At 69.5% G+C, this 22391-nt stretch carries 22 protein-coding genes and 1 pseudogene; 7 read left to right on the forward strand and 16 right to left on the reverse strand.

Annotation, left to right across the window (positions count from 1 at the left end; genetic code table 11):
- Positions 1-83: 83 nt before the first annotated feature.
- Positions 84-149, forward strand: a pseudogene (locus IFT89_RS20780) (hypothetical protein); the annotation flags it as partial.
- 192 nt (positions 150-341) lie between these two features.
- On the opposite strand, the gene IFT89_RS20245 reads toward IFT89_RS20780, so the two are convergent.
- From IFT89_RS20245 to IFT89_RS09980, 5 genes are all read right to left on the reverse strand, one after another.
- A complete protein-coding gene (locus IFT89_RS20245; protein ID WP_202938854.1) occupies positions 342-1829 on the reverse strand; it encodes an amino acid permease in 1488 nt (495 codons plus the stop codon).
- A gap of 248 nt (positions 1830-2077) precedes the next feature.
- Positions 2078-2347: a 30S ribosomal protein S15 gene (gene rpsO / locus IFT89_RS09965; RefSeq protein ID WP_056012204.1), complete on the reverse strand. Its 270-nt coding sequence runs from the start codon at positions 2345-2347 to the stop codon at positions 2078-2080.
- A 102-nt stretch (positions 2348-2449) separates the two neighbouring features.
- Positions 2450-3238 carry a hypothetical protein gene (locus IFT89_RS09970; RefSeq protein ID WP_202938855.1) on the reverse strand — a complete coding sequence of 263 codons (789 nt, stop codon included), beginning with the start codon at positions 3236-3238 and terminating at the stop codon, positions 2450-2452.
- A 148-nt stretch (positions 3239-3386) separates the two neighbouring features.
- Positions 3387-4016 (reverse strand): FMN reductase, encoded by a 630-nt coding sequence (locus tag IFT89_RS09975; RefSeq protein ID WP_194645604.1) that lies wholly within the window; start codon positions 4014-4016, stop codon positions 3387-3389.
- Positions 4013-5176 (reverse strand): LLM class flavin-dependent oxidoreductase, encoded by a 1164-nt coding sequence (locus IFT89_RS09980; protein ID WP_079707385.1) that lies wholly within the window; start codon positions 5174-5176, stop codon positions 4013-4015. Before IFT89_RS09980 ends, IFT89_RS09975 begins: the two co-directional genes overlap by 4 nt.
- 151 nt (positions 5177-5327) lie before the next feature.
- Here IFT89_RS09980 and IFT89_RS09985 point away from each other — a divergent pair, with 151 nt between their 5' ends.
- Together IFT89_RS09985 and IFT89_RS09990 are read left to right on the forward strand one after the other, a co-directional pair.
- Complete coding sequence (locus IFT89_RS09985) at positions 5328-6437, forward strand: M4 family metallopeptidase (RefSeq protein WP_228501989.1); 1110 nt, start codon at positions 5328-5330, stop codon at positions 6435-6437.
- 41 nt (positions 6438-6478) lie between these two features.
- Positions 6479-6751 (forward strand): protealysin inhibitor emfourin, encoded by a 273-nt coding sequence (locus IFT89_RS09990; protein WP_064294474.1) that lies wholly within the window; start codon positions 6479-6481, stop codon positions 6749-6751.
- A 33-nt stretch (positions 6752-6784) separates the two neighbouring features.
- Here IFT89_RS09990 and IFT89_RS09995 read toward each other — a convergent pair whose 3' ends face one another.
- Positions 6785-7825 (reverse strand): LLM class flavin-dependent oxidoreductase, encoded by a 1041-nt coding sequence (locus tag IFT89_RS09995; RefSeq protein ID WP_202938856.1) that lies wholly within the window; start codon positions 7823-7825, stop codon positions 6785-6787.
- Positions 7826-7993: 168 nt separating this feature from the next.
- Between IFT89_RS09995 and IFT89_RS10000 the strand changes: the two genes are divergently transcribed.
- Positions 7994-8626 carry a hypothetical protein gene (locus IFT89_RS10000; RefSeq protein ID WP_202938857.1) on the forward strand — a complete coding sequence of 211 codons (633 nt, stop codon included), beginning with the start codon at positions 7994-7996 and terminating at the stop codon, positions 8624-8626.
- A gap of 37 nt (positions 8627-8663) precedes the next feature.
- On the opposite strand, the gene IFT89_RS10005 is transcribed toward IFT89_RS10000, so the two are convergent.
- Together IFT89_RS10005 and IFT89_RS10010 are read right to left on the reverse strand one after the other, a co-directional pair.
- Complete coding sequence (locus IFT89_RS10005) at positions 8664-8945, reverse strand: YdeI/OmpD-associated family protein (protein WP_085513075.1); 282 nt, start codon at positions 8943-8945, stop codon at positions 8664-8666.
- A 44-nt stretch (positions 8946-8989) separates the two neighbouring features.
- The gene (locus IFT89_RS10010; RefSeq protein WP_086473901.1) at positions 8990-9421 is read right to left on the reverse strand and encodes a pyrimidine dimer DNA glycosylase/endonuclease V; all 432 of its coding nucleotides are present in this window, start codon (positions 9419-9421) and stop codon (positions 8990-8992) included.
- A gap of 131 nt (positions 9422-9552) precedes the next feature.
- Here IFT89_RS10010 and IFT89_RS10015 point away from each other — a divergent pair, with 131 nt between their 5' ends.
- Complete coding sequence (locus IFT89_RS10015; protein WP_202938858.1) at positions 9553-10869, forward strand: MFS transporter; 1317 nt, start codon at positions 9553-9555, stop codon at positions 10867-10869.
- Between the two features lie 3 nt (positions 10870-10872).
- On the opposite strand, the gene IFT89_RS10020 is transcribed toward IFT89_RS10015, so the two are convergent.
- Together IFT89_RS10020 and IFT89_RS10025 are read right to left on the reverse strand one after the other, a co-directional pair.
- Positions 10873-11403, reverse strand: a complete 531-nt coding sequence (locus tag IFT89_RS10020; RefSeq protein WP_124769542.1) for an adenine phosphoribosyltransferase — start codon at positions 11401-11403, stop codon at positions 10873-10875.
- An 88-nt stretch (positions 11404-11491) separates the two neighbouring features.
- Positions 11492-11866, reverse strand: coding sequence for an FKBP-type peptidyl-prolyl cis-trans isomerase (locus IFT89_RS10025; RefSeq protein WP_137243256.1), 375 nt, complete (start codon positions 11864-11866; stop codon positions 11492-11494).
- A gap of 327 nt (positions 11867-12193) precedes the next feature.
- Here IFT89_RS10025 and IFT89_RS10030 point away from each other — a divergent pair, with 327 nt between their 5' ends.
- Positions 12194-13096: a fumarylacetoacetate hydrolase family protein gene (locus IFT89_RS10030; RefSeq protein ID WP_192006596.1), complete on the forward strand. Its 903-nt coding sequence runs from the start codon at positions 12194-12196 to the stop codon at positions 13094-13096.
- 74 nt (positions 13097-13170) lie between these two features.
- Here IFT89_RS10030 and IFT89_RS10035 read toward each other — a convergent pair whose 3' ends face one another.
- The 3 genes from IFT89_RS10035 to IFT89_RS10045 all read right to left on the reverse strand — a co-directional run bounded on the left by IFT89_RS10035 (position 13171) and on the right by IFT89_RS10045 (position 17254).
- On the reverse strand, positions 13171-14649 hold the full coding sequence (locus tag IFT89_RS10035) for an aspartate ammonia-lyase (protein WP_086474295.1): 1479 nt from the start codon (positions 14647-14649) through the stop codon (positions 13171-13173).
- A 177-nt stretch (positions 14650-14826) separates the two neighbouring features.
- On the reverse strand, positions 14827-15729 hold the full coding sequence (locus IFT89_RS10040; protein WP_191941368.1) for a phosphodiesterase: 903 nt from the start codon (positions 15727-15729) through the stop codon (positions 14827-14829).
- Positions 15730-15802: 73 nt separating this feature from the next.
- Positions 15803-17254 (reverse strand): NCS2 family permease, encoded by a 1452-nt coding sequence (locus IFT89_RS10045; RefSeq protein ID WP_137243259.1) that lies wholly within the window; start codon positions 17252-17254, stop codon positions 15803-15805.
- 135 nt (positions 17255-17389) lie between these two features.
- On the opposite strand from IFT89_RS10045, the gene IFT89_RS10050 reads away from it, so the two are divergent.
- Complete coding sequence (locus IFT89_RS10050) at positions 17390-18667, forward strand: uracil-xanthine permease family protein (RefSeq protein ID WP_202938859.1); 1278 nt, start codon at positions 17390-17392, stop codon at positions 18665-18667.
- A 219-nt stretch (positions 18668-18886) separates the two neighbouring features.
- Here the strand turns inward: IFT89_RS10050 and IFT89_RS10055 are convergent, their stop codons facing one another.
- From IFT89_RS10055 to IFT89_RS10065, 3 genes are all read right to left on the reverse strand, one after another.
- Positions 18887-19222, reverse strand: coding sequence for a peptidase (locus IFT89_RS10055; RefSeq protein ID WP_086473906.1), 336 nt, complete (start codon positions 19220-19222; stop codon positions 18887-18889).
- Positions 19219-20397, reverse strand: coding sequence for an inorganic phosphate transporter (locus IFT89_RS10060; protein WP_079707130.1), 1179 nt, complete (start codon positions 20395-20397; stop codon positions 19219-19221). The genes IFT89_RS10055 and IFT89_RS10060 overlap by 4 nt, the downstream gene beginning before the upstream one ends.
- 144 nt (positions 20398-20541) lie before the next feature.
- Positions 20542-22386, reverse strand: a complete 1845-nt coding sequence (locus IFT89_RS10065) for a DUF2207 domain-containing protein (protein ID WP_202938860.1) — start codon at positions 22384-22386, stop codon at positions 20542-20544.
- Positions 22387-22391 lie beyond the last annotated feature (5 nt).

A 22391-nucleotide genomic window follows, 5' to 3' on the forward strand; every position in this document is an offset into this window, starting at 1 on the left:
GCCCGCGGGTCGCCGGCGCGATCGGACGCGCGGGCGTCGCACTCGAGCGCCGCGCCGCTGCAGCCATCCTCACCGCGCGCTACATCCCGTTCGCGCGCATCGCGGTCAACCTCGTCGCCGGGGCGAGTGGCCTCCGCCCCCGTCGGTACCTTCCGATCACCGTCCTCGCAGGGCTCGCCTGGGCACTGTGGAACGTGGGCGTCGGAGCCGTCGTCGGCCGGTTCCTCCCGGATCAGCCGGTACTCGCGACCGCCGTCTCGATCGTCGTCGCCGTCGGCCTGGGCGTGACCGTCGACCGGATCAGCGCGGCCCTGGCCGCACGACGGCGACGGACGCAGGCCTCACTCGACGAGCTCGCCCCGCGCCTTCTTGCCGACGATGGAGTGCCGCCGGCTGTAGGCGAAGTAGATGATGAAGCCGAGCGCCAGCCAGACGAGGAACCGCACCCAGGTGAGCGTCGTCAGGTTGAGCATGAGCCAGACGCAGAGCACCGCTGAGAGGATCGGGAGGAACGGCGACCACGGGACGCGGAACGCGCGTGGCAGCTTCGGGTACTTCTTCCGCAGGACGATCACGGCGATGCTGACGAGCACGAACGCGGAGAGCGTGCCGATGTTGATCATCTCCTCGAGGATGCCCACGTCGGTCAGGCCGGCGATCAGCGCGACGAGCGCGCCGACGATGAGCTGCACCCGCATGGGTGTCTTCCGCTTCTCGGAGGTGACACTGAGTGAGCGCGGGAGCAGGCCGTCGCGGCTCATGGCGAAGACCACGCGGGCGAGGCCGAGCAGGAGCACCATGATGACGGTCGTCAGGCCGGCGAGGATGCCGATCGAGATCACCTGCGCCGCCCAGTCCGCGCCCACCGCGATGAACGCCGTCGCGAGCGAGGGGTCCTCAGCCTCGGCGAGGGTCGTGTACGGCACCATGCCGGTGAGGACGAGGCTCACACCGACGTAGAGGACGGTCACGATGGCCAGGCCACCGAAGATGCCGCGCGGCAGGTTGCGCTGCGGGTTCTTGACCTCTTCCGCGCTCGTGGCGACGACGTCGAACCCGATGAAGGCGAAGAAGACGAGTGAGGCACCCGCGAGCAGACCGAAGACGCCGTACTGCGCGGGCGCTGCCCCCGTCATGAAGGAGAACAGCGACTGCGACCAGGCGTCGGACGCCCCGCCCTTCGTCGGGACCTCGTCGGGGATGAACGGCGTGTAGTTCGCCGCCTTGACGAAGAAGGCGCCGACGACGATGACGAAGATGACGATCGCGACCTTGATGATCGTGAAGACGCTCGCGACACGCGAAGACAGCTTCGTCCCGAGGACGAGCAGGGTGGTGAAGATCGCGACGATGACGAACGCGCCCCAGCTGACCTTGAGCCCGAAGACGTCGAGCTCGCTCGGCACGTCCCAGCCCCAGAGCAGGAAGACGTTGCTGAGGTAGATGCCCCAGTACTTGGCGATGACGGCGGCCGCCGTGAGCATCTCCAGGATGAGGTCCCATCCGATGATCCACGCGAGGAGCTCACCGAGGGTGGCGTAGGTGAAGGTGTAGGCGGAGCCGGCGACGGGCACCGTGGAGGCGAACTCCGCGTAGCACATGATGGCGAGGGCACAGGTGACGGCCGCGAGGATGAACGCGAGCGACACGGACGGGCCCGCGTAGTTGCCCGCAGCCTTGGCTCCGACGGAGAAGATGCCGGCACCGACCGCGACCGCGACACCCATGATCATGAGGTCCCAGGTGCCGAGGGTGCGCTTCAGGCTGCGCCCTTCGACGCTGGAATCCGCGAGGGAGTCCTCGATGCTCTTCGTCCGCCAGATGCTCATGGTGCTCCTTGCCGTGGTGCGGTACCTCGTGGCCTCGCTCGAAGCCGACTCTCGACCTTGCCAGATGAGCAGGCTGAGGTCGAGTCGCAGACGGGATGTTCTCCAGCTGCAGCGTTCCTGATCGAACACGAACGGGCCGCCATCCCGGAGGATGACGGCCCGTCACGAAGAAGCTCGCGTTATCAGCGCCCTTCGACAGGCTCAGGGACCGTGGGTCTCGTGAGCTGGCGGAGGGTTCAGAGTGCTGCCTAGCGGCGGAGTCCGAGGCGCTCGATCAGCGAGCGGTAGCGCTCGATGTCGACGGCCTGGAGGTAGCCGAGGAGGCGGCGACGCTGTCCGACCAGGAGCAGCAGGCCACGACGCGAGTGGTGGTCGTGCTTGTGCTCCTTGAGGTGCTCGGTGAGGTCCTTGATGCGGCGGGTCATGACCGCCACCTGGACCTCGGGGGATCCGGTGTCACCTGGGTGGGTTGCGTACTCTTCGATGATCGCCTTCTTACGGTCTCCTTCAAGCGCCATAGTGGTGATCCCCTCTCTGTTCGTTGCGCGGTGCCCGTCGCCTGATGCGTGGGCTCTCTTGATCCGCGGCCGTTCGACGGCAACCTTGTGATTCTAGCAGGTTCACATCGTGGGAGGTTCGCGGTGCGTCGAGCGCCGCTTCGCGTTCGCCCGTTCCTCCGCTTCGCTGGCTGCAACCCGGCGTCGGCGACGCAGCACGAGGATGAGGGCGAGCGCGATGAGGTCCAGGATCAGGAAGGCGAGGAGCAACCAGACCCAGAGCGGCGGTCCGGCACCGGCGTTCGGCGCGGGTTCAGCCGCCGCCTCGGCCGCCTCGGCGGTCGTCGTGGAGTCGTAGACGAGTCGGACCGGGTCGCCGAGCGTGGCCCCGCCGTCGGCGTTCGTCGACACGAGAGCGAGGGTGATGTCGTACTCCCCCGCGTCCGCGCCGCGAAGCCACTGGGTCATGTTGATCCTGGTGGACCATCCGCCGTCGCTCCCGATCTCGATCGGCTGGCCGTCGAAGCGGAACTCGGTCGCCCCCGTCCCGCCGGTGGATTGCAGGTCGCACGACGCGTCATCGGCCGTGGAGCTGCTGAAGCAGGCCTTCGCCGAGTCGTAGAGGTCGATCGAGCGCCAGTAGGACAGCACGACGTCGGCACCTGCATCGGCGGTGCCGGTGACGTCGAATCCGCTCACCTGCTCACCGTCCAGGGTGTAGTCGACGCGGTAGACGGTGTCGCCGTCGGTCGGGCTCTCGATCGTGCCAGTGCCGGCGGCCGACGCGGGAGCGGATGCGGCGAGGGGCAGGACGAGGGATCCGGCGCCGATCGACACCGCCACCACGGCGAGCGCCGCGGTACGAGCGGCACGCTGCAGCAGCGAACCGAGTCGACGCGCTCCGGGGATCACCTGGCCACCATTCCCTCCGGCGACGCCGGACGGCGACGCACGCCACCAGTATCCCAAAGACCGCGGCGCCGAGCCTGGGAACGACGGAGGCGGGGACCGCACCGGGCGGTCCCCGCCCGCATCGGGGTGGTCGGACGCAGTCGTCCGATCAGGCCCCGAGACCGCCGAGCAGCTCGGAGAACGGGCGATCGAGGGCGAACGGGTCGTCCAGGCGCCCGGAACGATCCGAGGCCGCCACGAGTGCGCTCAACTCACCGGCCGCACGGTCGATCCGCGCCGGCAGGGCACCGACCTGCGCGTCGCCCGACCCCCAGTCCTCGGAGGCCGCGAACACGGCGGTCGGCACGGTCACCGCCCGCAGGTAGGCGAACAATGGACGCACGGCGTATTCGAGGGCGAGGGAGTGTCTGGCCGACCCACCCGTCGCACCGAGGACGACGGGCACCCCGGTCAAGGCGGTCGGCTCCACCACGTCGAAGAACGACTTGAACAAGCCGGAGTAGCTGGAGGAGAAGATCGGCGTCACCGCGATCACGCCGTCGGCGGCGGTCATGGCTTCGATCGCCTCGGACAACCGTGGACTGGGGAACCCGGTCAGCAGGTTGTTCGTGATGTCCTGCGCCAAGTCGCGCAGCTCGATCGACGTCGTCTCGACCGTGTACCCGTCCTGCTCGAGGCGCGCCACGGTGGCGTCGCGGAGGCGGTCGGCGAGGAGGCGTGTGGACGACGGTTGACTGAGGCCGGCCGAGACGACGGCGAGCGTGCGCTTCGCGGTCATCGGGTCGCCCCGACCGCCGCCGCGCCGAACGCCGAACCGGATGCGACCCGGCTCGTCTCGACCGCACCGGAGCGCGAAGCGAGTTCCGCCTCAGCGGCCGCGACCATCGACGCGTGCGTCGGCGCCTCCGGCACGTCGGCCGGACGGTCCTTCGCGAACTCCTTGCGCAGCACCGGCACGACCTCGCCGCCGAGGATCTCGAGCTGGTCGAGCACCGTCGCGAGCGGGAGCCCGGCGTGATCCATGAGGAACAGCTGACGCTGGTAGTCGCCGAAGGTCTCGCGCATCCCGGCGTACCGGTCGATGACCTGCTGCGGGCTGCCGACGGTGAGCGGCGTCTGCTCGGTGAAGTCCTCGAGCGTCGGCCCGTGACCGTACACGGGGGCGTTGTCGAAGTACGGCCGGAACTGGGCGACGGCGTCCTGCGAGTTCTTCGCCATGAACGCCTGACCGCCGAGTCCGACGATCGCCTGCGCGGCCGTGCCGTGCCCGTAGTGCTCGAACCGCTGACGGTACAGCTGGATGAGGCGCATGTAGTGCTCCTTCGGCCAGAAGATGTTGTTCGCGAAGAAGCCGTCGCCGTAGTAGGCCGCCTGCTCGGCGATCTCGGGGCTCCGGATGGAGCCGTGCCACACGAAGGGCGGCACGCCGTCGAGCGGTCGCGGTGTGGACTGGAAGCCCTGCAGCGGGGTGCGGAACTGGCCCTGCCAGTCGACGTAGTCCTCTCGCCAGAGGCGGTGGAGCAACGCATAGTTCTCGATGGCGAGGTTGATGCCCTCGCGGATGTCCTTGCCGAACCAGGGGTAGACGGGCCCCGTGTTGCCACGGCCCATGATGAGGTCGACCCGGCCGCCGGCCAGGTGCTGCAGCATGGCGTAGTCCTCGGCGATCTTCACCGGGTCGTTCGTGGTGATGAGCGTCGTGCTCGTCGAGAGGATGAGGTCCGTGGTCTTCGCCGCGATGTAGCCGAGCATGGTCGTGGGGCTCGACGGGACGAAGGGCGGGTTGTGGTGCTCGCCGGTCGCGAAGACGTCGAGACCGACCTCCTCCGCCTTCACGGCGATCGCGACCATCGCCTCGATGCGCTCGTGCTCGGTGGGCGTGATCCCGGTGGTCGGGTCGGTGGTGACATCCCCCACCGTGAAGATTCCGAATTGCATCATGCGCTCCCACTCGTTCTTTCATGCGTTTGCATGGATATCCAGGACAACGGCGTTCACACCCGCGCTATTCCCGGCCCGTTCGGCATCCTGTCCACAGCGCGCCGCGCGAGCCGTACGCCGTGTCGGCCAGCTATGGCAGGATCACCGCATGAACGGCTCACCGAACCCTTCGTCCAGCATGCCGACACCGGCCCCGCGGCACGTGTGCGGCATCGTCCCGCCCTGGTTGCTCGAGCGCATCGCCGAACTCGACGCTCCGCAGCTGGCACGCGCCGCCAGTGCCGCACGGTACTCGCTGCTCGCCACGCGACCATACCGCTTCCCCGAGCCAGGGTCGGAGCGGGCCGCTGATCCCGTGCGCAGCGCCACGGCCGGCAAGCGTCCGGTCGGCACCCCGGAACGCAGCATCCACGACGCCCGGCGGACCGAGACCCTCCCGGGCACGCTCGTCCGCTCGGAGGGTGAGCCCGCCACCACCGACGCCGCGGTCTCCGCCGCTTACGACGGCCTCGGCGACACCCACGCCCTCTTCGCCGAGGCGTTCGCACGCGACTCCATCGACGGCCGCGGGCTGCCGTTGCTCGCCACGGTGCACTACGGCGACGACTACGACAACGCGTTCTGGAACGGCGAACAGATGGTCTTCGGCGACGGCGACGGCGAGGTCTTCCGCAGCTTCACGAGCTCCCTGAGCGTCATCGGCCACGAGCTGGCCCACGGCGTGACGCAGTACACGGCGAACCTCGTCTACGAGGGGCAGCCTGGAGCGCTCAACGAACACGTGTCCGACGTCTTCGGCGCCCTCGTCGAACAGCATGCGCGCGGCGAGGACGCGGCATCGGCGTCCTGGCTCATCGGCGAAGGGCTCTTCACGGACGAGGTCGAGGGCAACGCACTGCGTTCCATGCTCGCCCCGGGCACGGCCTACGACGACGACGTCCTCGGGAAGGACCCGCAGCCGGCGCATTTCGACGACTACATCGAGACGACCGACGACAACGGAGGCGTCCACCTCAACTCCGGCATCCCCAACCGGGCGTTCGCGACGCTCGCCGTCGCCCTCGGCGGCAACGCCTGGGAGCGTGCGGGGCTCATCTGGTACGACACCCTCATCGGCGGCCTGTCGGAGCGCGCCGACTTCGCGACCTTCGCCGCGGCGACGATCGCTGCGGCCGCCGCCAGGTTCGGTGTGGACTCGGAGGAGCACACCGCGGTCGGGCAGGCGTGGGCGCTCGTCGGCATCGAGCCGTCCGCGTGAGCGTCGTGGCAGCGCCCGGGCTCGCGGAGTAGCATCGCGGCATGAAGGTCACGGTGACGAGGAGCGGCGGTGTAGCCGGTCTCACCCGACGCTGGGAGGTCGTCGTCGACGAGCAGCCCGACGTCGACCGGTGGATCGTCCTGCTCGACCGCCTCCCGTGGGACGACACCCCACAAGGACCACCGGTCCCGGATCGGTACGTCTACCGCATCAGATGTGCGCCTAAGGAGGCCACCCTCGGCGAGCAGCAGCTCACCGGTCCCTGGCAGGAACTCGTCGAACGGGTGCGCGCCGTCCAGCCGCCACGCGACTGACGATTCCTCGCCAGTCGGGTGACGCCGACGGCGTCAGTGCTGCGGGAAGCGCTCCGCCAGCAGTTCGATCGTCCGCTCACGTGCGGGCGCCGAGTTCGACGGCGTGCCCTCCCGTGCAGACCCGACGGGCGACACCATGACCTCGTCGACACCGAAGCGGTCGGCGAGACCCTGCAGCTCCGCCGCAGCCTGGTCGGCGTCGCCGATGATCCAGGCAGCGCGCATCTGCTGGACGAAACCGAGCTCGAGATCGCTCTGCTCGGTCGCGGCGGCCTCTTCGACGGTCGCGATGGGTCCGAGCGGCTTGCCGGAACGCAGTCTCGCCATCTGCTGCAGGTTGGGGAGCGCCAACGCTTCCGCCTCGGCGGCCGTGTCGGCGACCACTGCGTTCGCGGTCAGGAAGGTGCGAGGCGCGTCGAGATGTGCGGACGGCTGGAAACTCGACCGGTAGAGCTCGAGGGCCCGAGCCGTCCCCTGGCCGGAGAAGTGGTGCGCGAAGACGTAGGGCAGTCCGAGTGCTGCGGCGAGCGCCGCCGAGTAGTCGCTCGAACCGAGCAACCACACGTCCGGCACACTGCCGGCCTTCGGCGTTCCCCGCAGGGCGTACTCCTCGCCGGAGGTCATCCGCACGCTCGCACCGTCGACGCCGAGGAGGGCGACGATGTCCTGCACGTTGTTCGGGAACCGGTCGACGTCGCTCGTGTTGCCCGACTGGCGGAGCACGGCGGAGATGACCGGGTCGCTGCCCGGTGCCCGGCCGAGGCCGAGGTCGATGCGGCCGGGCGCGGACGCTTCGAGGAGCGCGAACTGCTCGGCGACGACGAGCGGCGCGTGGTTCGGGAGCATCACGCCGCCGGAGCCGACGCGGATTCGCTGCGTGGCGGCAGCCAGGATGCCGATGACGACCGCAGGGTTCGTCGATGCGACGGACGGCATGTTGTGGTGCTCGGCCACCCAATACCGGTGATACCCCAGCTCGTCGGCGCGCTTCGCCAGGGCGATCGTCGCGGCGAGTGCCGCAGCCGTGTCCTGGTCGGTGCGGACGGGGATGAGATCCAGTATCGAGAGTCGCATGGTCACCTTTCGTCGCGCTGCCGAACGGCGACAGACGCATCAGGGTGCAGCGCTCGGACGGCCTGACATATTCCGCCTCGGCGACCGCAGTGGATTCCCAGGGCGATCCAAGCCGGATGCCACACCTGACGCGTACGCTGGACGCCCGCGACCATGAAGGAGCACAGCATGGGATTCCTCGATCGACTGCTCGGACGCCCCGACTCCGATGGACCTGTCCAGGGGACGGGCGGCGCGAGCCCGGCCTCGGCCCCCGCACGGACGGAGGACGAGATCGCCGTCGAACGCTACCGCTACCTCCTGCGGACCGCGCCGCCGGAGACCATCGAACAGGTCCACCAAGAGGCCTTCACGAAGCTCACCCCCGAGCAGCGGGGCATCCTGTACCGACAGCTGTCGGAGGACGCCCCGACCGGTGAGGCACCGGCAGACGACTCCCCCAAGGCCCTCGCGCGTTCGGCCACCCGGGCCGAAGTGCGGCAGCCCGGGACCCTCGAGCGCACCCTCGGTCCGCAGGGCGGCGGGATGAGCTTCGGCAGCATGCTGGCGAGCTCCATGCTCGGCACCATCGCCGGTGTCGTGGTCGGTTCGGCCATCGCGCAGGCGTTCATTCCGGACACCGTCGGAACCGATGCCGCAGCCGATGCCGGCGGCACCGATCAGAGCGGTGCCGAGGCAGGGGCGGGAGACGGCGCGGCGACCGACGCCTCCGCAGCCGACACCTCCGCCGACGGCAGCGGCTGGGGTGACGGTGGATTCGGCGACTTCGGCGGCGGCGGCGGCGGCGACTTCGGATTCTGAGGCCTGACGGCACCCTCGGCGCGCCGACGCGTGTCCGTCAGCGCCGCTGACCACCCGCGGTACGCGCCGGAGCGGCTGTCCGGAGTTCCACGGCCCGCTGGGCGAGCAACTCGATGACCGCTTCGATCCGTGATTCACGGTGTGTGTCCTTCGAGCGCTCGACCCACAGCGCGAGTTCCCGTTGCGCGCTGTTCGGCAAGCCGCGGAAGAACGCCAATCTCCCCGCGTCATCGATCGCTTCTTCGAGGTCCGGCCGCAGCCGCACCACCGTACCGGTCGCCGACAGCGGCGCGGCTCCCACATCAGCGTGTCTGCCCATGCCGCAACGGTAGTGGCTCGGGCCTCAGCCGTCGAGCGGGTCGCTCAGGCGAGTTCCCACGACGCGACGCCACCGCCGACGACGACGAACACCGGGTGCGGCTGCGGTCGCCAGACCTTCGCCCACCGGGACGCGACGTCGGGGCTGCGTCCGAGCAGGTGCCGTCGCAGGTTGCCCCATTCGTAGTCGAGCTGGCCGTCGGTCACGACGAGGGGTTCCGGGAGGACGCCGGCCGCGACGACACGCGCACGGTCGAAGACGATGTCGCGCTCCTGCGCCTCGTCGGCGACACCGTTGAGGTAGGCCGCGATCGCCTCCAGCGGTTCGTCGGCCTCGAGGAAGCGCTGGAGCTGCGGGTGTGCACGAAGGCTCGATCCGGGCTCCTGCAGGACCCGCTGGGCGATCAGCCCCTCACGCCAGGACGAGGTCAGCGCCTGGGCGTCGAAGTACCGGGGATGGATCGACCAGAGACGCATGTCTCCATCCTGCCCGAGGGCGCTGACAACCGACTCCGGGCAGCCCCTGCCCTCGCCGCGGAGCCCTGCCGCGACGCGCGTAGGCTGAGGTGCATGTCTGAGCGCGCTCCATCCCGTCACCCGATGCCCCGGTGAGCGCTGCACCCGGATCCGGGCGGCGCGGGCTCCTCGTCGATCTGAGTCCGCTCCGGGAGAGTCCCGCCTTCGCCCGGCTGTGGATCGGCGGCGCGATCACCGGGATCGGCGGTCAGATGACCATCGTCGCCGTCGGGCTCCAGGTCTACGACCTCACCGCATCGACGTTCGCCGTCTCACTCGTGGGCGTCATCGCCCTCATCCCGATGATCTGCTTCGGGCTCTACGGGGGCATGCTCGCGGACGCGTTCGACCGACGCACGGTCGCCCTGACGGCCGCCGTGGTCACGTGGGTGTCGACGGCGATCATCGCGGTGCTCGCCTGGAGTGGCTCAGAGGTGGTCTGGCCCCTGTACCTCCTCACGACGATCAACGCCGTGTCGACGACCATCGTCGGGACGACGCGGCAGGCGATCCTCCCCCGGCTGCTGCCGGCCCGCCTCCTGCCGTCCGCCGCGGCGTTGTCCGGCATCGCAGCGGGTGTCATGGTGACGGTCGGACCAGCACTCGCCGGCGTCCTCGTGGCCGGCGTCGGATTCCGCTGGACCTACACGATCGACGTCGTGCTGTTCGTCGCCGCCTTCCTCGGGATCGCGTCGCTGCCGAAGATCCTGCCCGAAGGCGGCGTCAGCCGGCTCCCGGGCCTCGCGAGCCTGGTCGATGGCTGGACCTTCCTCCGGACGGCCCCCAACGTCCGGATGACGTTCATCGTCGACATCGTCGCGATGACGTTCGGCAACCCGCGGGTGCTCTACCCCGCCGTCGGCACCCTGTTGCTCGGCGGCGGCGCGATCACCGTCGGGGTCCTGACCGCGGCCGGCGCGGTCGGCACCCTGCTGTCGAGCCTCGTCTCCGGACGACTCGGCCGGATCGACCGCCAGGGCCGCGCCATCGAGCGGGCCATCATCGTCTACGGGCTCGCCATCGCCTGCTTCGGCGCGGTCCTCGCGTGGGTCACGTTCTCCGGAGGCGCGGCGCACGATGCCGCCGACGCGAACCTCCCGGCCATCGTGATCGCGGCGATCGCCCTCGCCGTCGCCGGAGCGGCCGACAACATCAGCTCGATCTTCCGGATGACGATCCTCCAGGCGGCCGTGCCGGATTCCGTCCGGGGCCGGCTGCAGGGCGTCTTCACCGTCGTCGTGACCGGCGGACCCCGCGTCGGCGACCTCTACATCGGCCTCGCCGCGTCGGCCTTCGCGCTCTGGGTGCCGGCGCTCGCCGGCGGGCTCCTGGTCGTCGTGCTCGTCTGGACACTCGTCCGCGTCCAGGGGGCCTTCCGTCGCTATGACGCCCGGACGCCGACGCCGTAGCGCCTAGGCGGGAGCCGTGGCGATCGAGAAGACGTCGCGACCGCTGAGCGAGGCTCGGCCGGGCAGACCCTCGAGCTCGAGCACCAGCCCGAGCCCGGCCACCTCGTATCCGGCGCGCTCGATGAGGTTGACCGCCGCACCGCAGCTGCCGCCCGTCGCGAGCACGTCGTCGAGGATGAGCACGCGCGTCCCGGCCGGCAGCTGCTCGGTGCGCAGCTCCAGGGCGGCGGCGCCGTACTCGAGGCCGTAGTCCTCGCGGAGCACCTCACCCGGGAGCTTGCCCGCCTTGCGGATGGGGACCAGTCGCGTGTGGGTCGCGTACGCGACGGCCGCGGCGAGCAGGAACCCACGGGCCTCGACACCGGCGACGGCGTCGAAGCGACCCTCGAAGCGCGCCGCCAGCTCGTCGATGATCGCGCGGAAGGCGTCGGCGTCGGCGAAGACCGGGGTCAGGTCGCGGAACAGGATGCCGGGCGTCGGGAAGTCCGGAATGGTCGCCGTCAGGCGGTCGACGTACTGGGTTGCGGTGGTCATGTGGTCCTCGTTCGGTCTGGGAGACATGCGACACCCCTCGCCTCCGCGACACGTCGGTCGAGAGAGACGAGGGGTGACCTGCGGATGGTTACTTGACGCCCAGGAGGTCGATCACGAAGACGAGCGTCTGGCCGGAGAGCTGGTGGCCACCGCCGGCCGGGCCGTAGGCGAGCTCCGGCGGGACCGTGAGCTTGCGGCGACCGCCGACCTTCATGCCGGGGATGCCGTGCTGCCAGCCCTGGATGAGGTTGCGCAGCGGGAAGTTGATGGACTGCCCGCGGCTCCAGGAGGAGTCGAACTCCTCGCCGGAGTCGTAGCCGACGCCGAGGTAGTGGACGTCGACGGTCGAGGAGGCCTGGGCCTCGTCGCCCTCGCCGAGGAAGATGTCCTCGATGACGAGTTCGGTGGGGGCCGGGCCCGTGGGGGCGTCGACCTCGGGCTTGGTGCGTGCTGAATCGGTCATGACTCCATCCAAGCAGTTCCGCCCGATCGGTTCATGCGGATTTCGCTGAGCGCGTGACGTCCCGGGCCGGCCCCTGGTGGCGTGGTCGTGGCGCCGCACCCGGTACTTGGGGGTTGCGGGTCGCCGCTCCCGGGTGCATGCTGTGTGCAGATCAACTCATCGCCCGGGCGACTCGCAGGCATTGCCGCAGCACCGGGCGATGAGTCTGTCCGGTGCCGTCGCCCGAGGATCCGCCTCGCATCCCGTTCCGTCGTGTCCGGGCACCCGCAGCTCGGACCGGTATGTCCACAACGCCCGCGCCCGACGCGCCTGCGATACCGTAGACGGGTGAAGTTCGCCCATTTCGTCGCCACAGACCACCAGCCGAGTACCCCCGCAGAGCCGCGGGTCCGACTCGCCGTCATCAGCGACACCGGGGCGGTGTTCCTCGACGAGATCCTCGAGGACGCCCCGCGCGACCTCCAGGAGCTCATCGAGCGCGGCCCGGCCGAGCTGGACCGTGTACGGAGCTTCGTCGAGACGTCGCTCGCCCACGGTGTCAGCGGAGAACCCCTCGACGGGCTTGTCCACGCATCCGCGGTCCTCCGTCCGCCGACGATCCTCGCGGTCGGGCTCAACTACTCGGCGCACTCGCAGGAGCTCAACCTCAAGACCGACAACGCCCCCACCATCTTCGGCCTGTGGGCGAACTCGCTCACCGGTCACGAGGGCACCACGAGCTGGCCAGCGGCGATCAGCGAGCAGGTGGACTACGAGGCGGAGCTCGGTGTCGTCATCGGCCGGGCCGCTCGCGACGTCGATGCGGCCGACGCCCTCGGGTACGTGTTCGGGTACACCGTCGTCAACGACATCACCGCCCGCAACATCCAGTACTCCGAGGCGCAGTGGTCGCGCTGCAAGTCCTTCGACGGGTTCACCCCGACCGGCCCGGTCGTCGTGACCGCGGACGAGATCCCCGACCCGCAGGAGCTCCACATCTCGACCGTCCTCGACGGCGTGACGCTCCAGGACTCCTCGACCAGTCACATGGTCCGCAGCGTCGCGACGCTCATCGAACACTTGTCGGGCTCCGCGACCCTCCTGCCCGGAACGCTCATCTCGACGGGCAGCCCGGGCGGCGCGGGATACTCGCGCGACCCGCAGGTCTTCCTGACCGACGGCGCGACGGTCACCGTGTCCGTCGAAGGCGTCGGATCGCTCACGACGCACTGCACGGTCACCGCCGGGTAGCGACTCCCCCACAGCACACGACGAAGCCGTCCGGACCCTGGTCCGGACGGCTTCGTCGTGTACAGCCGCGTCGGTCAGCGACTCGGGTCGGAGTCCGCGCCCGGGATCGGCAGGTCGATGATCGGGATGGCCGAGGTGATGGCCTCGATCCCCGAGAGCCGCGCGGGCGAGAGCTGCTTCGTCACCTCGTCGCGCGTCATGAGGTTGGCCTCGACCACGAGGTCCGCGACGTTGCGGCCCGTCAGCAGCGCGGTCTTCGCGAGCGCCGCAGCCGACTGATACCCGATGAACGGGGTCAGGGCGGTGATGACGCCGACGGACGCGCCGACCATCACCTCGAGCCGTTCCTCGTTCGCCGTGATGCCGTCGATGCAGTTCACCCGCAGCGTCTTGCACGCCTGTGCCATCCAGACGATGCTCTGCAGCAGCGAGTGGGCGATGACCGGTTCGAAGGCGTTGAGCTGCAACTGCCCGGCCTCGGCCGCCATCGTGACCGTCATGTCGGCGCCGACGACGCTGAACGCCACCTGGTTCACGACCTCCGGGATGACCGGGTTGACCTTGCCCGGCATGATGCTCGATCCGGCCTGTCGGGGCGGCAGGTTGATCTCGCCGAGGCCTGCCTGCGGACCGCTCGACAGCAGACGCAGGTCGTTGCAGATCTTAGAGAGCTTGATGGCACTCCGCTTCAGGGTGCCGCTGAACGACATGAACCCGCCGGCGTCGCTCGTCGACTCGATGAGGTCGGGTGCCGTGGTGAGCGCGAGGCCCGTGATCTGGTTGAGGTGACGGACGACGGCCTCCGCGTAGCGCGGGTCGGCGGTGATCCCCGTTCCGATCGCGGTGGCGCCGAGGTTGACCTCGGCGAGCAGCCAGAGGGTCTCGTGGAGGCGGTCGTAGTCCTCGTTCAGCGTCGTGGCGAAGCCGTGGAACTCCTGCCCGAGGGTCATCGGGACGGCGTCCTGGAGCTGCGTGCGCCCGACCTTGAGGACGTGGGAGAACTCGACGGACTTCGCGCTGCACGAGTCGCGCAGCAGGCCGAGCTCCGTCAGGAGGAACTGCAGCGAGAACGCGAGCGCGATCTTGATCGAGGTCGGGTAGACGTCGTTGGTGGACTGCGACCGGTTGGTGTCGTCGAGCGGGTGCAGGAACTGGTATTCGCCCTTGGCGTGGCCAGCGAGCTCGAGCGCGATGTTCGTGATCACCTCGTTCGCGTTCATGTTCGTCGACGTACCTGCGCCGCCCTGGATCACACCCACGATGAACTCCTCGTGGAAGTCACCGTCGATGATGATTTGGCACGCGCGGTCGATGAGGTTCGCCTTCGCCGGGTCGAGGACCCCGATCTCGGCGTTCGCGCGGGCGGCGGCCTGCTTGACGCTCGCGATGGCGACGACGAGGTCGGGGTAGACGGAGATCGGACGCTTCGTGATGGGGAAGTTCTCGAGCGCGCGTGCCGTGTGGATGCCCCAGTACGCGTCGGCCGGGATCTCCATTGAACCGAGTGAATCCGACTCCGTCCGAGTCTCGTCGCTGTTCGTCCTGTCCGCCATGTCGTCGTCTGCTCCAAGGGTGGTGGGGGTGCTGCTGCTGGTGGTGCTGATCGTCACTCGTGGCTCCGTTGCCTGGTGGGTGGATGTCCCTTCCAGCGTAGCCGGGTGCGATCCGCGATGCCTCTGCGGTGTCTTGGACCCGAGACGGTTCCGTGCCTGCGGTTCAGCGACCGTGGGTCACCGCTTGCGCGAGAACGCCTCCAGCCGCTCGGCCGGGCTCAGGGCGGCCATGCGGTCGATGAACGCCGCACTGAAGGTGTCGGCGGTGGTGTAGTCACCGAGTGGGACCGTGGAGTGGGTGATGCGGTCGTCGTAGACGTGCACGAGGTTGAAGGACTGACCGCCGAACATCCCGTTCACCTCCACGGACGGGAGCGAGAGGTTCATCGAGTAACAGCTCGCGCTGGCGACCTGGACGGGGATGCCGGCGAAGGTGCTCGAGGTGGAGTAGTGCAGATGGCCGCCCAGGATGGCCCGGACGTCGCTCCCGCGCAGCACGGCCTCGAGCCGGTGCTGGTCGCGGAGCTCGAGGATGTCGAAGAACGGGATACTCGACGGCACCGGCGGGTGGTGCATGGCGAGGATGCTGCCGAGCGGCGCCGGCGTGGCCAGCACCGACTCCAGCCACTGCAGCTGGCTGTCCTCGAGCTCGCCGTGGTGCCACCCCGGGACGGTCGAGTCGAGGCCGATGACGCGCAAGCCGCCGAAGTCCCAGACGGCGTCGAGCGGCTGCTCCCCTGCCGGCAGGTCGAGGAGCTCCGTCCGCATGACCGATCGTTCGTCGTGGTTGCCCATGAGCCAGACGATGGTGGTGCCGAGTCGCTCGGCGACAGGCTCGACCCGCTCCCGGAGCCGACGGTAGGCGTCGGCCTCTCCGAGGTCCGCGAGGTCGCCCGTGAACACCATCGCGTCGGGCCGGAGCTGCATGCGCTCGATCTGACGGAGGGCCTGCTCAAGGTTGGCCTGCACGTCGACCGCGTCGTAGAGGCGTCGGCCGTCGGCCAAGAGGTGCGGGTCGCTCAGATGGACGATGACCCTGTCGGGAGCCGGGTACTGACCGAAACGGACGTCGGAAGTCATGGTCCGAGTCTAGGAGTCACCGCCGACGTGCTCCGCCGCGGTCGACCACCCGAGGGCGGCCGACCGCGGACGGTCAGGACGCGACGCCGAGGAGCTGCTCGATGGGTCCGCGGGCGAAGAAGACGAGGAACCCGGCTGCGACGACCCACAGCAGCGGGCTGATCTCGCGCGCCTTCCCGGACAGGGAGCGGAGCACGACCCAGGCGATGAAGCCGGCGCCGATGCCGTTGGCGATCGAGTAGGTCAGCGGCATGACGACGACCGTCAGGAACACCGGGAGCGCGACCGAGAACTCGGTCCAGACGATGTCCTTGATCTGCGACATCATGAGCGTCCCGACGATGACGAGCGCGGCGGCGGCGACCTCGGAGGGCACGATCTGCGTGAGCGGCGTGAAGAACATGGCGAGCAGGAACAGCGCGCCGGTCACGAGGTTCGCGAGGCCGGTCCGTGCCCCTTCGCCGATGCCCGCACCGGATTCGATGAAGACGGTCGAGGAGGAGGACGAGGTCGCGCCACCGGCGACCGCACCGACACCCTCGACGATGAGCGCCGAGCGGAGTCGCGGGAAGTCGCCCTTGGCGTCCGCCACACCGGCCTCCTTCGAGAGCCCGGTCATCGTGCCCATGGCGTCGAAGAAGTTCGTGAACACGAGGGTGAAGACGAGCATGAGCGCGGCGAGGACGCCGATGCGCTCGAAGCCGCCGAAGCTCACCTGGCCGAGCAGGCTGAGGTCGGGCACCCCGACGACCTGGGTGGGCAGGGTCGGGACGCTGAGGTTCCAGCCACCGGGGTTCTCGCCGCCGTTGGAGGCGCCGACCTTGAAGACGGCCTCGGCGATGATGGCGATGATCGTGGAGGCGACGATGCCGATGAGCAGGGCGCCCTTGATCTTGCGTGCGACGAGCACCCCCGTGAGCAGCAGGGAGATGACGAACACGGCGGTCGGCACGGTGGCGACCGAGCCCTCGATCCCGAGGCCGACGGGCGGCGAACCGGCGCCCGTCGAGCGGACGAAGCCGGCGTCGACGAAGCCGATGAACGCGATGAAGAGGCCGATGCCGACCGTGATCGCGATCTTCAACTGGATGGGCACCGCGTTGAAGATCATGGCGCGGAGTCCGGTCGCCGCGAGCAGGACGATGATCAGCCCGTTGATGACGACGAGGCCCATCGCCTCGGCCCAGGTGACCTGACCGACGACGCTGACCGCGAGGAACGAGTTGATGCCGAGGCCGGCCGCGAAGGCGAACGGCAGCCGCGCCACGAGACCGAAGAGGATCGTCATGACGCCGGCGGTCAGGGCGGTCACGGCGGCGACCTGGGCGAAGCCGAGCTCGCCACCGGTGACGTCGGCCGAGCCGCTCAGGATGATCGGGTTGAGGATGACGATGTAGGCCATCGCGACGAAGGTCACGAGGCCGCCGCGCACCTCGCCTCCGACGGTCGAACCGCGCTTGCTGATCTCGAAGAAACCGTCGAGACGCTCTCGGAACGAGCGCGGAGCGGTGGGCGTCGTGGTCACTGGACCTCCTGGGTCTGCATCGAAGCAACCAGCGTACCGGCACGGCGGACCGCCCCGCGACGACCGGGATGCGAGGGTGCCGCTACGATCGGCTGGACCCCTTACCCAGCACCCTCCTCACGGAATCGAGCTCACATGGCGCTGCCCTGGACTCTGCACGGCGACGGCAAGCACGTCCCGACCCACGCGATCGTCGGCCCCGGAGAACGGCTCACCTGGCCGCGGACCATCGGCCTCGGCATGCAGCACGTCGTCGCGATGTTCGGCGCCACGTTCCTCGTCCCCGTGCTGACCGGGTTCCCGCCCACCACGACGCTGTTCTTCTCGGGTGTGGGCACCATCCTGTTCCTCGTCATCACCAAGAACCGCGTGCCGAGCTACCTCGGCTCGTCATTCGCCTTCATCGCCCCCATCTCCGCCGCGGTCGCGAGCCAGGGCATGGGCAGCGCCCTCTTCGGCATCCTCGCGGTGGGGCTCCTCCTGGCGCTCGTCGGCGTCATCGTGCAGGTCACGGGCACCGGGTGGATCGATGCGCTCATGCCGCCGGTCGTCGCCGGTGCCATCGTCGCGCTCATCGGGTTCAACCTCGCCCCCGCCGCGAAGAACAACTTCGTGGCCGCTCCGACCACCGCCCTCGTGACGCTCGCGGCCGTCATCCTGTCGACCGTCGTCTTCCGCGGGATCCTCGGCCGACTGTCGATCGTCATCGGTGTCGTGGTCGGGTACATCGTCGCGGCGATCCGTCAGGAGATCGACTTCTCGAAGATCGCGGACGCCGCGTGGGTCGGCCTCCCCGAGTTCCACCTCGCGGACAACCCGATCTCGAACCCGGCGGTCTGGGCGGTCCTCCCGGCGTTCCTCCCCGTCGTGCTCGTCCTCATCGCCGAGAACGTCGGGCACATCCGGGGCGTCGCGCAGATGACCGACGCCTCGGTGAACAAGCAGACCGGTCGCGCGCTCCTGTCCGACGGTCTGGCGACGATGCTGGCCGGCTTCGGCGGCGGTTCGGGCACGACGACCTACGGCGAGAACATCGGCGTCATGGCGGCGACTCGGGTCTACTCCACGGCGGCCTACTGGGTCGCCGGTCTGTTCGCGGTCCTCCTCGGCCTCTCCCCCAAGGTCGGTGCGGTCATCAACACCATCCCGGCGGGCGTCCTCGGCGGCGTCACGACGGCCCTGTACGGACTCATCGGGATCATCGGCGTGAAGATCTGGCTCGACAACAAGGTCGACTTCTCGAAGCCCGTCAACCAGTTCACCGCGGCGACGGCGCTCATCATCGGCATCGCGGACTTCACCTGGGTGGCGGGTGGCGACGTCAGCTTCAACGGGATCGCGCTCGGCACGATCGCCGCGATCGTCATCTACCACGTGATGACGACCATCGGTCGCTGGCGGAAGACCGCCTGACCCGTCCGGTGCGGGTGCGTCAGCGCGGTGCGCTGGCGTCAGCGCGGGTCGTACGCGTGAGCGCGGGTCTCTCGAGCCCCGCGCTCACGTGTGTGACGCGCGGTCACGCCGGGTAGGTGCGGTTCGCGTCAGCGCACCGCGCTGGCGCCCCCACACGGATCGGTCCCGGACCGGTGGCCCGCGCTCGCGTCAGCGCGGTGCGCCGGCGGATCCGAGGGGTCAGCCCTGGTGGAAGAACGGCACGATCAGGTAGATGCCGAAGAGGACCGCCGCCGCACACAGGGCGAAGCAGGCGTAGGCGCCGGCGCGGGCCAGGTTCTGCTGCGCCGGAGTCAACGGGTTCTTCCGAGCGGCCTTCGCGGCCCGCTTCGCCGCCTTCGCGGCCTCCTCCGGCGTGATGACCGTGATCGCGTCGGTGAACTCGGCCGGCGCCACCACGGGCACGCGCCCGGCGGTGGTCAGGAGCCGGAGCCCGAGGGAGTAGAGACTGACGATCGCGGTCGCACCGACGAGCGACGTCGCGAAGACGATCAGGAATGCTGCCCAGTCGATCACTTCTTCACCTTCTTGGGCTTGGGGTTGCGCTTGATCTTGACCGCACGACCGGAGTCGGCGACCTCACTGACGACGTTGCTGTGGTCGACCTGGTTCCGGCGCGAGATGAGGAAGATGGTGAGGATGACACCGACCCCCACCACGGCGTCGATGATGATGCCGACGAGGCCGAGGTGGGCGACGGCGGCGGCGAGTGCCCCGACGATGCCGGCCGCGGGCAGGGTCATCAACCAGCCGAGGGCGATGCGCCCGGCGGTCCCCCAGCGCACCTTCGATCCGCGTCGCCCGAGACCGGAGCCGATGACGGAGCCGGAGGCGACCTGCGTGGTGGAGAGGGCGAAGCCGAGGTGGCTCGACGCGAGGATCGTGGCGGCGGTGCTCGTCTCGGCCGCGAAGCCCTGCGCCGGCTTGACGTCGGTGAGTCCCGTGCCGATGGTCTTGATGATCCGCCAGCCACCCATGTAGGTGCCGAGCGCGATGGCGAGGGCGCAGACGACGATGACCCAGAGCTCGGGGCCGGTGCCGACCGCCTGCACCCCGACCGCGATGAACGTGAGCGTGATGACACCCATGGTCTTCTGTGCGTCGTTCGTACCGTGCGCGAGGGCGACGAGGGACGAGGAGAAGATCTGCGCGTACCGGAACCCGTCGCGGCCATCGGGCTTGCCGTCGTAGCGGCGCGTGATCCGATAGGCGAGCTTCGTCGCCGAGTAGGCGACCAGACCCGCCGTGACGGGGGCGATCAACGCCGGGAGGATGACCTTGGAGAGCACGACACCGAAGTCGATCGAGCCGAAGCCGGCGCCGACGATCGCCGCGCCGATGAGCCCGCCGAACAGCGCATGGCTGGAGGACGACGGCAGGCCGAGGAGCCAGGTCAGCATGTTCCAGACGATCGCGCCGATGAGTCCGGCGAAGATCAGCTCCGGTCCGATCCGGATGCCGCCCTCGCCCTCTCGGATGAGCCCGCCCGAGATGGTCTTCGCGACCTCCGTGGACAGGAACGCACCGACGAGGTTGAGGATCGCGGCGAGCAGCACGGCGGTCTTCGGTTTGAGGGCGCCCGTGGCGATCGGGGTCGCCATGGCGTTCGCCGTGTCGTGGAACCCGTTCGTGAAGTCGAAGAACAGTGCCAGTGCGATGACCAGCACGACAGTCAGGGTAACGAGTTCCACTGGTGTCTTTCTCGAGGCGGAGCGAATACGGACACAGTGCTCCCCGACGAGATGTTTGGGGGGAATTCACGTGCTGGCTACGGGCGGTTCACCCGCCGTACACGATCCTTACACCCTGCCCGGTCGAGGTCAACTCGACGCCGATCAGCGCCCTCCGCCGCCTCCGCCGCCTCCGCCGCCGCCGGCGAAGCCGCCGCCCGTCGAGCCGCCGGACGAGCTCGCTCCCCCACTGGTCGACCAGGACGCCGACGTACTCGACGCCGATCCGGAGAAGCCGGAGAACGCGTTCGCGAACATCGCCGCCTGGAACGGGGTGTTCGAGGCGTACCACGACGGCGCACTCCCGGCCTGCTCGTAGCGGATACCGAGTTCCTTGGCCCACTCGCGCTCCACGCCCCAGAGTACGGCGAAGGGCAGGAGCCGTTCGGTGACCCGGACGAGCTGGCCGGGGTCGCCGAGGTCCACCCGTTCGGCACCGTCGGGGCTCTGCAACATGCGGAAGCGGTCCTGCTCCGCCAGCGCCAGGTAGTCGCGGAGGCCGAGCAACTCGTCCCGCGCATCGGCACCGGTGGCGGTGAGCGGTTTCGGTGCGATGGCCAACACGATCCCGGCGAGCAGCGCGATCCCGGTCACGAAGAGCGCGGCGACCGACCAGCCGTTGTCCGCTCGCTGGGAGTAGGCGACCCCGAAGAAGACGATCCCGGCGACGCCCAGGACGGCGAGCGCCCCCACGATGATCCACGCCCGCCCGGAGGAGACCGAGCGTCGGAGGCCGAGGTCGAGGGCGTTCCGCTTGGCGGCCGCGAGTTCCGCGGTGACCGCCTTGCCGAGCGCCGGGTCGACCTCCTTCATCTCCCGCGGTCGGTTCCGGTCGGGGAAGAGCGCGGTGAGCACGCGCCGTTCCTGCTCATCCGTCGGGCTGTCGTCGAGGTACTGCAGGGAGTAGTCCTTCTTGCCCGGTCCGTCCACGATCCGGAGCTTGCCGCGGACGGCGAGGCTGACGATCTCGGCGGCCATCGACGAGGCGGCGCGACCGGCGAGGTCGCCCGCCAGCAGGAGGTTCATCTGCTTCGGGGCGGAGTACTGCGGCACGATGACGCCACGACCGGGGTGGTCCCTCCAGAAGCGCAGTCGGATCCACAGGAGTGCTCCGAGCCCCGCGGCCGACAGCGCGCCGAGGACGATCGGGACGATGGAGAAGACCGGCGCCTCGCCGGGGCGGGCCGGTTGGACGAACGTGCCCGGTTCGAACCCGATCGCGACCGTCAGCGTCTGCCGGGCCTGCAGCGGGACGGAGGAGGTCGTGAAGACGTCTCCGTCGGCGTCCTCCGCTTGGGAGAGGTCGCACGGCGAGCTGTCGTCCGGATCCCCGCGGTAGCAGGCGCCGTCACCGGTGAGCGCGTCGGCGATGTCGGGCGCGACCCGCACCGTCATGCTGGCGTCGGCGAACGGCTGGTTCCAGCCGGTCCCGGGCGCGTCCCAGTAGAACTCGTCGGAGCGTGTGTCGCGATAGGCGCCGACGACGCCGCGCTGCGTGTAGGTGATGACGTAGCTCTGCGTGCCGCGCACGTAGTCGTCCGTCCCGAGCGACAACTCGAGGAAGTCGCCGTCGCGGTCGGTCTCCCACTCCACGGGCGCACCGTCGGCGTCGGTCACCGAGACGATCTCCGTGTGCAGTGGTGCCCGGTCGAACTCGTCCGGGATCGCTCGGATGATGCCCTTGTTCTGGTCGGAGTCGGGGAACTCCGCGACGAAGGTCTCGACCGCGCGCAGCTCGGCTTGACCGTCGCCGCCACGGCTCAGGGTGTAGTCGCCGTCGAAGGACGCGAAGGTGAAGTCGGACACGTCGGTCCGAGCGTCGGCCGCGGCGGGCGGCGTGCTCGCCAGGGTCGCGACGAGTGGTGCACCCACCGCCAGGGCCAGGGCGACGAGGAGCACCCGCGACGAGCGGGCACGGACCGGGGACAGGCGACGACGTCTGGGCTTCACCCGGC

Origin of the sequence: Plantibacter sp. CFBP 13570, assembly GCF_014841395.1 — a bacterium.
GTDB classification, from domain to species: Bacteria; Actinomycetota; Actinomycetes; order Actinomycetales; family Microbacteriaceae; genus Plantibacter; species Plantibacter auratus.